The following is a 9,773-nucleotide window of genomic DNA, read 5'->3' as shown; positions in this document are numbered from 1 at the left end:
CAGGACGTAAAGCGCAGCAGTCCTGCACACCACCCCCGCAGGCCCGTCACCGCACCCAACAGCCCCGCGCAGCGGACAACACCCGCGCCGCAGGCGCAAAACAGCAACCCCCACGGCGGGACAGCCGACCACGTGGGCAAAACCCCCGCTAAAGCACCACCAACGGATCATCCAACACCGGCTGCCAGGCCAACTCCGCCGCCCCCACCAGGCTGTTGTGGTCCAGGCTGCACGCGAGGATCGGCACCCCGCCGCTGCGTCCCCAGAGGCTGCGGTCGGCGACGACCGCGCGGAGCCGTTCGGGGTCGGCCTCCAGGAGGGCGCGGTGCAGGCCGCCGAGGATGATCCGGTCCGGGTTGAGGATGTTGACCAGGCCGGCGAGGCCCAGGCCGAGCCGGTCGATGAGGAGGTCGGCGGCGGTGCGCACGCCGGGGTCCGTGTAGGCGGTGCGGAGCAGTTCGCCGGCCTGGTGGAGCAGGGAGAACTCCGGTCCCGGTTCGCGGCCGGCGGCGACGAGGAAGGCGAGCGGATCGGCTTCGACGTCCAGGCAGCCGCGGCTGCCGCAGTGGCAGGGCGCGCCCTCGGGGTTGACGGTGAGGTGGCCGACTTCCAGGGCGAGGCCGGAACTTCCGCTGTGCAGGCGGCCGTCGAGCACCAGCGCCCCGCCGACGCCGCGGTGTCCGGAGGCGACGCACAGCAGGTGGCGGGCGCCGCGGCCGGCGCCGTGCCGGTGTTCGGCGAGCGCCCCGAGGTTGACGTCGTTGCCGGTGAAGCCGATCTTCTCGGTGACGCCGGGGATGCCGGCGTCGGCCAGGGCGTGCAGGAAGAGTTCGCGGATCGGGGCGCCGGAGGGCCAGGCGAGGTGGAGCGGGTTGAGCGCCTCGCCGTCGGGTTCGGCGACCGCGGAGGGCACGGCGAGGCCCGCGCCGAGGCAGCGCCGCCCGGTGTCGCGCAGCAGGGCCGCGCCGGCCTCGACGACCTCGGCGAGGACGTGCGCGGGATCCGCGGGGATGATGCCGCAGCTGGGGGTGGTGGCGACGATCCGGCCACCGAGGCCGACCAGGGCGGCGCGGTACCCGTCGGCGTGGATCTGTGCGGCGAGCACGACCGGGCCGCCGTCGTTGAGGGACAACCGGTGGGAGGGCCGTCCCTGGGAGCCCGCGGAGGCGTGCGGCCTGGAGTCGACGGTGATCAGGCCGAGCGCTTCGAGCTCGGCGGCCACCGCCCCCGCGGTCGCACGGGTCACGCCGAGTTCGGTGGTCAGCACGGCACGGGTGGGCGCGCGTCCGGTGTGTACGAGCTCCAGTGCGGGTCCGAGGGCGCTGCGGCCCCGCTCCAGCCTGGTTGTCCGAGTCTGGGTCACCCTTCTATTCTGGCTTTGTGCCGACGCTGAACAAAATACGCACGGCCTTGACTCGCAATCGGGGCCACAAGCCCACCAACCTCCCGAAAACCGCACGACCGACGCATAGCGGGGCGGCGATCGCCGCCCCGGAGGCGGCCGGTCACCGTTCGCGGCGGCTGCGCATCGCGCTCACCGCGTTCTTCGCCGTCGACGGCTTCCTCTTCGCCGGCTGGGTCGTCCGGATCCCCGCGATCAAGGCGCAGACCGGCGCCGGCGCGGGCGCCCTCGGACTCGCCCTGCTCGGCGTGTCGGCCGGGGCGGTGGCGTTCATGATGCTCACCGGACGGCTGTGCCGGCGCTTCGGCAGCCACCCGGTGACCGTCGCCTCCGGCGCGGCCCTCGCGCTGAGCATCCTGCTGCCCCCGCTCGCCCACTCGGCGACGGCGCTGGGCCTGGCGCTCCTGGTCTTCGGTGCCGCGTACGGCTCCCTCAACGTCGCCATGAACAGCGCCGCCGTCGAACTGATCGCCACCCTGCGCCGGCCGGTGATGTCCGGCTTCCACGCCGCCTTCAGCCTGGGAGGCATGGTCGGTGCCGGCCTCGGCGGGCTGGTCGCCGGGCACCTCTCACCGGCCGCGCACCTGTCGGCGCTCGCCGCGTGCGGCCTGCTGGCGACGGCCGGCGCGGGCGCCGTGCTGCTGCGGGAGCGCGCGGGGGCCGGGAGTGCGGCGCAGGGCCCCGAGGAACGCGCCGCGGCAGGCCCGGACCGTCCCCGGCGGGCCGACGCGCCCGGCCGGCCCCGCCGGCTCGTCCTCGTCTTCGGGGTGATCGCGCTGTGCACCGCGTACGGCGAGGGCGCGCTGGCCGACTGGGGCGCGCTGCACCTGTCCCAGGACCTCGCCGCCGCGCCGGGCCTCGCGGCGGCCGGCTACGCGGTGTTCGCGCTGGCGATGACCGTCGGGCGGCTCTCCGGGACCGCAGTCGTCGAGCGGTTCGGCCCGGCGCGGGCCCTGGTCGCGGGTGGCACCACGGCCGCGTCCGGTCTGCTGCTCGGGGCGCTCGCGCCGACCGCCTGGGGCGCCTGCGTCGGCTTCGCGGTCGCCGGTCTGGGGCTGGCCAACATCTTCCCGATCGCCCTCGCGCGCGCCGGGGCGGCCGGCGGCCCGAACGGGGTCGCGGTGGCCTCCACGATCGGCTACGGCGGCATGCTGCTGGGACCGCCCGCGATCGGCTTCCTCGCCGAGGCGTGGGGCCTGCCGGTCGCGTTGACCACGCTCGCGCTGCTGGCGGCGGTGGCGGCGCTGATCGCGCACCTGACGCGCGGATCGCACCGCGGCACGGCCGGGCCCCGCCCGGCCGGCACCTGAGTCGCCCGGAACGGAAACCGCGTCAACCCTGTTGGCGCGAGGGGGCATTCGGCTCCGGGACGGCGGTGTGCGCGGCGGCGGGTGACGGGTCCGCACCGGTCGGTGGCGGCCCCGCGGCGGCGAGCGTCCGGTGCGTCGGTCCGGTGGCGGCCGCCCCGGCGCCGGCCGGTGTCAGTGGCGGCTGGCACACTCGGACGCATGGAGATCACTGAGTTCGTCGAAACCCTGCGGCTGGACGGCGGGCTGCTCGCGGACGCCGCCGACGAGGCCGGCCCCGACGCCCTGGTGCCGACCTGTCCCGACTGGCGGATGCGGGACCTGGTGCGGCACGTGGGGACGGTCCACCGGTGGGTGACGGGCCTGGTGACCGAGCCCCAGGAGCAGCGGCGTCCCATCCCGGAGCTGCCGGAGCTGACCGACGACGAGTTGGTGCCCTGGCTGCGCGAGGGCCACCACCACCTCGTCCTGGCGCTCCACACCGCACCGGCGGACCTGCGCACGTGGACGTTCCTGCCGGCCCCCTCGCCGCTCGCCTTCTGGGCGCGCCGGCAGGCGCACGAGACGTCGGTGCACCGCGCCGACGCCCAGCAGGCGGCCGGCGTCGCGCTGACGCCGCTGCCGGCCCGCTTCGCCGCCGACGGCATCGACGAACTCCTGCGGGGCTTCCACGCCGGCGACCGCAGCCGCGTGCGACCCGAGACGCCCGGCACGCTGCGGCTGCGCGCCGACGACACCCCCGGCGCCGAGTGGACGGTGCGCCTCACCCCCGACGGCCCGCCGCGCACCGAGCGGCACGACACGCCCCCCGCGGCGGACGCCACCGCGGACTGCACGGTCGAGGGCCCGGCCGAGGAGCTGTATCTCGCGCTGTGGAACCGCCTGCCGTGGGACGGCCTGAAGGTCTCCGGCGACCCGTCCCTGCCGGCGCTGTGGCGGGAGCGTGGCGCCATCTGATCGGTGCGGGGTCCGCGCCGCGCGAGCTACCGCCGCGCCGAGCTGACGCCCCGCCACGGGCACCGGCGGCGGGCTCGCGGGCCGTCCCGCGGCCCCCGTCCGCCCGGCCCGGGGCGTCAGCCGAGCCAGCCCGGCCGCACCAGGCCCGACTCGTAGGCGAGGACGACCAGTTGGGCGCGGTCCCGGGCGCCCAGCTTGACCATGGTGCGGCTGACGTGGGTCTTGGCGGTGAGCGGGCTGACCACCAGCCGGCGGGCGATCTCCTCGTTGGAGAGCCCGATGCCCACCAGGGCCATCACCTCCCGCTCGCGTTCGGTGAGCGCGCCGAGCGCGGCGGCCGGCGCGGGCTCCTTGGAGCGGGCGGCGAACTCCGCGATCAGCCGGCGGGTCACCCCCGGCGAGAGCAGCGCGTCCCCGGCCACCACCGCGCGCACCGCCCGCAGCAGTTCGTCCGGTTCGGTGTCCTTGACCAGGAAGCCGGAGGCACCGGAGCGGATCGCCTCGAAGACGTACTCGTCGAGTTCGAAGGTGGTCAGCATGACGACCTTGACGTCCCGCAGGGCGGGGTCCCCGGTGATCCCCCGGGTGGCGGCCAGGCCGTCGACCACCGGCATCCGGATGTCCATCAGGACCACGTCCGGCCGGTGCGCCCGGACGCCGGTCAGGGCCTGCTGGCCGTCGGCCGCCTCACCGACCACCTCGATGTCGGCCTGGGCGTCCAGCAACGCCTTGAAACCGGCCCGGACCAGGAGCTGGTCGTCGGCGAGCAGTACCCGGATCACGACTCCTCCTCTGGGACGGCGCGGCCCCCGACGGTGAGCGGGACGCGGGCCAGGACGCGGAAGCCGCCGTCCGACCGCGGGCCGGCTTCGATGGTGCCGCCCAGGGCCGCGGCCCGCTCCCGCATCCCGGCCAGCCCGTTGCCGCCGGTCGGTTGCTCGGCGCCGACGGTCGCCGGGCCGTCGTCGTCGACCCGGATCTCCAGCGCACCGGGAGCGTAACGGAGCCGGACCCGGGCGGTGCGCGAACCCGAGTGCCGGACGATGTTGGTCAGCGCCTCCTGGACGATGCGGAAGGCGGCGAGGTCGGTGCCGGGCGGCAGGGCGACCGTGTCGCCCTCGGTGGTGACGTCCACGGCGAGGCCGGCGCCGCGGGCCTGTTCGGTGAGTTCGGGCAGCCGGTCCAGGCCGGGCGCCGGCGCCCGCGGGGCGTCCCCCGGGGAACGCAGGGTGTCGAGGACCTGCCGGACCTCGCCGAGCGCCTCCTTGCTCGCGGCCTTGATGGTGGTCAGGGCGGTCCGCGCCTGTTCGGGGTCGGAGTCCAGCAGTGCCAGCCCGACGCCGGCATGGACGTTGATGACCGAGATGCTGTGCGCGAGGACGTCGTGGAGTTCACGGGCGATCCGCAGCCGCTCCTCGTCGGCCCGGCGGCGTTCGGCGGCCGCGCGTTCGGCCCGTGCCCGGGCCAGTTGCTCGCGGCGCACCCGGACCAGCTCGGAGGCCGCCAGCACGGCCGCCACCCAGGCGGTGACGACCAGTTCCTGCGTCCAGGGTGCCGGCCCGAGGTACGGGGGCAGCCATCGGTAGAGCCAGTGCGCGACCAACAGGTGCAGCAGCCACACCCCGCCCACAGCGCACCAGGCGACCACCCGGTGCCCGGCGACGATCGCCGCGAAGGCACCGAGCGCCAGCGTGACGAAGACCGGCCCGTAGGGGTAACCGGCCGTGAAGTAGGCGGCGCAGCAGGCCGCGGTGCCGACGGCGGTGGCCCGCGGGAAGCGGTGGCGGAAGAGCAGCAGCACGGCCCCGGCGAGGAGCAGCGCATGGCCGAGCGGGTCGAGCGGGACCCGGTCGGTCTGGCCGTGGGCCGCGGCGTTGCTGCCGACGGTGACCAGCACGGCCACCGCCAGCGTCGAACGCCAGGGCAGTCGGCCGCGGGGGCGGCTGCCGGGCGCCGGGGCCGTCGCCCACCCGCCCCCGGCCGCGTCGTGGCGGCGCCGCGCCCAGGGCGGCCGTGCGTTGTCCATGCCGCCACGCTAGACCGCGGTGCGGCGCGGCGGCGTCCGCCGGAGGCGGTGGTCCCGGCTACTCCCCGGGGAGTACGTCCGACCACCGGATCAGCCGGGGTCGCCGGCCGCGGCCCCGGCCGGCCCGACGAGCATCGTCACCAGCCGTTCCGCCTGCCCGCGGGGATCGGGCGCCCCGGCCCAGCCGGTCATCAGCAGGTGGTGGACGGTGCCGACGAGGGCGAGCGCGACCGCACCGGTGTCGGTGTCGGGCGCGAGCCGCCCCAGGCGCCGTTCGGCGTCGAGGTAGTCGGTGATCGCCTCCTGCATCGCGTCGAATCCCGGCGCGCCGTCGCGGAGCGCGGTGCGGATCCGCTGGGCGGCGGCCGGGCGGGTGAGCGCGAGGCCGGCGATGACCGACCACGTCCGGGAGGTGCTCTCCGCGGCCGGATTCGCCGGGACCACCGTGACGCCGGTGACCGCGCCCGGCACCTGGGGCCGCGACGCCGGGGACGCGGCGGCCTTCCTCCTCGACTCCGGCCCCGGCCGCCACCTGCTGGAGCGGGCCGCCCCGGAATCCCGGGACCGCGCCCGGGCGGCCCTCACCGAGGCGTTGCGCCCCTACGAGGACGGCGGCGCGGTCCGACTGCGCGGCGCCGGCTGGCTCGTCACTGCCGTTCGGCCGCCGGCTCCGGGTCGCTGACCTCCACCGGCCGGTCGGCGGGCGCGGTCACAGCGGACGCCTCCGCCCGGTCGAAGGCATCCAGCGCACGCCGGGCGAGCGGGTGCGTGCGGACCATCTCGGCGAGCGTCGTGGTACCGCGGGTGATCTTCGCGAACGCCCGCCACGCGGGCCGGAACCCGGTCAACGCGGCGTGGAACACCCCGGGGCGGCGCGCGAAGACGGCCAGCAACCGACGGCCGACCGCCATCTCCACGCCCAACCCGGCCTTGATGGCGAAGGCGTAGTTCAGGGCCTGGCGCCGGGCGTCCACCGCGTCGTGCGCCTCCGAGATCCGCACCGCCCACTCGCCCGCCAGCCGACCGGACCGGAGCGCGAAGGAGATCCCCTCCCGCGTCCAGGGCTCCAACAGGCCCGCCGCGTCACCACAGACCAGCACCCGCCCCCGCGACAGCGGCGAGTCGTCCGCCCGACAACGGGTCAGGTGCCCGGAGGAGATCCGCGGCTCGAAGCCGGCCAGACCGAGCCGGCCGACGAAGTCCTCCAGATAGCGCTTGGTGGCCGCGCCCTCGCCGCGGGCCGAGATCACCCCGACGGTCAGGGTGTCCCCCTTCGGGAACACCCAGCCGTAACTGCCCGGCATCGGCCCCCAGTCCAGGAGCACCCGGCCCGCCCAGTCCTCGGCGACCGTCTCCGGCACCGGAATCTCGACCTCCAGCCCCAGGTCGACCTGGTCGACCTTGACGCCGACGTGCGCGCCTATCCGGCTCGCGCTGCCGTCCGCGCCGACCACCGCCCGGGCCAGCACCACCTCGCCGTCCCCGAGCACCACCGCGACCGTCCGGCGGTCGGGAACGTTGGCCCCGTGCTGCTCCACCCGCGTGACCGTCACACCCGTCCGCACCCGCGCCCCGGCGTCCTTCGCGGACTCCACCAGGGCGGCGTCGAACTCCGGACGGTTGATCAACCCGAAGAGCATGTGCTTGGAACGGCGGGTGCGGGTCAACCGCCCGTTGAGCGCGAAGGTGACCGCGTGCACCCGGTCGCGCAGCGGCAGTTCGAAACCGGGCGGAAGGGAGTCCCGGGACGGGCCGATGATGCCGCCGCCGCACGTCTTGTAACGGGGGAGTTCGGCCTTCTCCAGCAGCAGCACCCGGCGTCCCGCACACGCCGCGGCGTGTGCCGCCGAGGCGCCGGCGGGCCCCGCGCCCACCACCACGACGTCCCACACCTGCTGGTTGCCTTCGGCCGCCTGCTCGCTGCTCACCTGTGCTTCCGCTCCCGTCCGATGCCTGGCTGCGCGTACCGCCCGCATCCTACGGGCCGCGTCCGGGCTAGCCGCCTGTGGGAAGATCGGAGCACGCCCACGCGTACGTCCGGGCCCGCCCGGCCCACCCCGCCGCGCGTGCCCCCACGTACCCAACGCCGCGCCCACAAGGAGCGTTCCATGCCTGACAGCCAGCTCGCCCAGACCGTCGCCGCCCTGCAACCGCGGGCCAGGACCGAACTCGCCGAGTTGGTGGCCTTCAAGTCGGTCGCGGACTTCGCGCAGTTCCCCAAGAGCGAGAGCGAGCGGGCCGCCCACTGGATCGCGGACGCCCTGCGGGCCGAGGGCTTCGAGGACGTCGCCCTGCTCGACACCCCGGACGGCACCCAGTCCGTCTACGGCCACCTGCCCGGCCCCGCCGGCGCGCCCACCGTGCTGCTGTACGCCCACTACGACGTGCAGCCGCCGCTGGACGAGGACGCCTGGATCTCCCCGCCGTTCGAGCTGACCGAGCGCGACGGCCGCTGGTACGGCCGCGGCGCCGCGGACTGCAAGGGCGGCATGATCATGCACCTGACCGCGCTGCGCGCGCTCAAGGAGCACGGCGGCGTCCCCGTCAACATCAAGGTCATCGCCGAGGGTTCGGAAGAACAGGGCACCGGCGGCCTGGAACGGTACGCCGAGGCACACCCCGAACTCCTCGCGGCCGACGCCATCGTGATCGGCGACTCCGGCAACTTCCGGGCCGGACTGCCCACCGTCACCGCCACGCTGCGCGGCATGACGATGGTGCACGTCCAGGTCGACACCCTGGAGGGCAACCTGCACTCCGGCCAGTTCGGCGGCGCGGCCCCCGACGCCCTGGCCGCCCTCATCCGGATCCTGGACTCGCTGCGCGCCGAGGACGGTTCCACCACCGTGCACGGCCTCGCCGCCGACGCCACCTGGGACGGCCTGCAGTACTCCGACGCGGACTTCCGCAAGGACGCCAAGGTCCTGGACGGCGTCGAACTCATCGGCACCGGCACCGTCGCCGACCGACTCTGGGCCCGCCCCGCCGTGACCGTCCTGGGCATCGACTGCCCGCCGGTGGTCGGCGCCACCCCGTCCGTACACGCCTCCGCCCGCGCCCTGGTCAGCCTGCGGGTGCCGCCGGGCATCGACGCCGTCGACGCCACCAAGCTGCTCGCCGCCCACCTGGAAGGCGCCGCACCCTGGGGCGCCCGGGTCGGCGTCGAGCAGGTCGGCCAGGGCCAGCCGTTCCGCGCGGACACCACCAGCCCCGCCTACGCCTCGATGGCCGCGGCACTGCGCGAGGCGTACGACGGCAAGGAAATGCAGACGTCCGGCCTCGGCGGCTCCATCCCGCTGTGCAACACCCTGGCCGGGCTCTACCCCGAAGCGGAGATCCTGCTCATCGGCCTCAGCGAGCCGGAAGCCCAGATCCACGCCGTCAACGAGAGCGTGTCGCCCGACGAACTGGAACGCCTGTCACTGGCGGAGGCACTGTTCCTTCAGCGCCTTGCCGAGCGGGGCTGATTCCCACGTAGTCGGCCGTCCCGCCGTGGGGGTTTCTGTTTGCGCCTGGCGGCGCGGCCTTCTTCCCAGGTGGTCGGCCCTCCCGCCATGGGGGTTTCTGTTTGCGCCTGCGGCGCGATGCCGCTGCGCGGGGCGTCCCCGTACGTCGTCGGCCCTCCCGCCATGGGGGTTTCTGTTTGCGCCTGCGGCGCGATGCCGCTGCGCGGGGCTGGTCGGCCGCGGTGCCGGGGCTGCGGGGTGGGGGTAGGGCGGACTGCTGCGCTTTACGTCCGCCCTACCCCCACCCCGCAGCCCCGTCCCCTCCCGTTGAAGGGTGGGAAAACGGTGGAGGGGTGGTGCTGTGGGTGGGCTGGCGCGGGCCGTCGATATGGGAGCAATAGGGCCAGATTGACAGCAAAGTGCCCGTAATGGCCATGGAATGACCGAACGGGGGCCACCCACTCCGAGCCCCACTCACCCGCTTTTCCACCCACCCCCAACGGGAGGGGACGGGCCGGAGGGGGTGGTGTGCAGGACGTAAAGCGCAGCAGTCCTGCGCACCACCCCCGCAGGCCCGTCACCGCACCCAACAGCCCCGCGCAGCGGACAACGCGCCGCAGGCGCAAACAGCACCC

9 protein-coding genes are annotated in these 9,773 nt (G+C 75.3%); 4 read left to right on the top strand and 5 right to left on the bottom strand.

The annotated features are described in order from the left end of the window. Positions 1-148 precede the first annotated feature (148 nt). Positions 149-1,363, bottom strand: a complete 1,215-nt coding sequence (locus ACJ6WD_RS41150; protein WP_331247179.1) for an ROK family protein — start codon at positions 1,361-1,363, stop codon at positions 149-151. Between the two features lie 119 nt (positions 1,364-1,482). On the opposite strand from ACJ6WD_RS41150, the gene ACJ6WD_RS41145 reads away from it, so the two are divergent. Both ACJ6WD_RS41145 and ACJ6WD_RS41140 read left to right on the top strand, forming a co-directional pair. Further along, positions 1,483-2,712 carry an MFS transporter gene (locus ACJ6WD_RS41145; protein ID WP_407617797.1) on the top strand — a complete coding sequence of 410 codons (1,230 nt, stop codon included), beginning with the start codon at positions 1,483-1,485 and terminating at the stop codon, positions 2,710-2,712. A 198-nt stretch (positions 2,713-2,910) separates the two neighbouring features. Further along, positions 2,911-3,666, top strand: a complete 756-nt coding sequence (locus ACJ6WD_RS41140) for a maleylpyruvate isomerase family mycothiol-dependent enzyme (RefSeq protein ID WP_233662068.1) — start codon at positions 2,911-2,913, stop codon at positions 3,664-3,666. Positions 3,667-3,782: 116 nt separating this feature from the next. On the opposite strand, the gene ACJ6WD_RS41135 is transcribed toward ACJ6WD_RS41140, so the two are convergent. The 3 genes from ACJ6WD_RS41135 to ACJ6WD_RS41125 all read right to left on the bottom strand — a co-directional run bounded on the left by ACJ6WD_RS41135 (position 3,783) and on the right by ACJ6WD_RS41125 (position 6,136). Further along, complete coding sequence (locus ACJ6WD_RS41135; protein ID WP_407617796.1) at positions 3,783-4,448, bottom strand: response regulator; 666 nt, start codon at positions 4,446-4,448, stop codon at positions 3,783-3,785. Then, complete coding sequence (locus ACJ6WD_RS41130; RefSeq protein WP_233662066.1) at positions 4,445-5,692, bottom strand: sensor histidine kinase; 1,248 nt, start codon at positions 5,690-5,692, stop codon at positions 4,445-4,447. Before ACJ6WD_RS41130 ends, ACJ6WD_RS41135 begins: the two co-directional genes overlap by 4 nt. Before the next feature lie 90 nt (positions 5,693-5,782). Continuing rightward, a complete protein-coding gene (locus ACJ6WD_RS41125; protein ID WP_407617795.1) occupies positions 5,783-6,136 on the bottom strand; it encodes a hypothetical protein in 354 nt (117 codons plus the stop codon). 10 nt (positions 6,137-6,146) lie between these two features. On the opposite strand from ACJ6WD_RS41125, the gene ACJ6WD_RS41120 reads away from it, so the two are divergent. After that, a complete protein-coding gene (locus tag ACJ6WD_RS41120; RefSeq protein WP_331247229.1) occupies positions 6,147-6,374 on the top strand; it encodes a hypothetical protein in 228 nt (75 codons plus the stop codon). Here the strand turns inward: ACJ6WD_RS41120 and ACJ6WD_RS41115 are convergent. Then, complete coding sequence (locus ACJ6WD_RS41115) at positions 6,340-7,620, bottom strand: geranylgeranyl reductase family protein (RefSeq protein ID WP_233662064.1); 1,281 nt, start codon at positions 7,618-7,620, stop codon at positions 6,340-6,342. The two genes, ACJ6WD_RS41120 and ACJ6WD_RS41115, sit on opposite strands and share 35 nt — an antisense overlap. Positions 7,621-7,800: 180 nt before the next feature. Between ACJ6WD_RS41115 and ACJ6WD_RS41110 the strand changes: the two genes are divergently transcribed. Continuing rightward, positions 7,801-9,159, top strand: a complete 1,359-nt coding sequence (locus ACJ6WD_RS41110) for a dipeptidase (RefSeq protein ID WP_331247180.1) — start codon at positions 7,801-7,803, stop codon at positions 9,157-9,159. Positions 9,160-9,773 lie beyond the last annotated feature (614 nt).

This window comes from Streptomyces sp. VTCC 41912 (genome assembly GCF_045799175.1).
GTDB classification, from domain to species: Bacteria; Actinomycetota; Actinomycetes; order Streptomycetales; family Streptomycetaceae; genus Streptomyces; species Streptomyces albulus_C.
The sequence above is the reverse complement of the archived record's forward strand: the minus strand, read 5'-3'. Positions and strand labels throughout refer to the sequence as shown.

Coding starts and splice junctions, on each gene's coding strand:
- ACJ6WD_RS41140 (WP_233662068.1), top strand. CDS start 2,911: ATGGAGATCACTGAGTTCGTCGAAACCCTGCGGCTGGACGGCGGGCTG.
- ACJ6WD_RS41130 (WP_233662066.1), bottom strand. CDS start 5,692: ATGGACAACGCACGGCCGCCCTGGGCGCGGCGCCGCCACGACGCGGCC.
- ACJ6WD_RS41110 (WP_331247180.1), top strand. CDS start 7,801: ATGCCTGACAGCCAGCTCGCCCAGACCGTCGCCGCCCTGCAACCGCGG.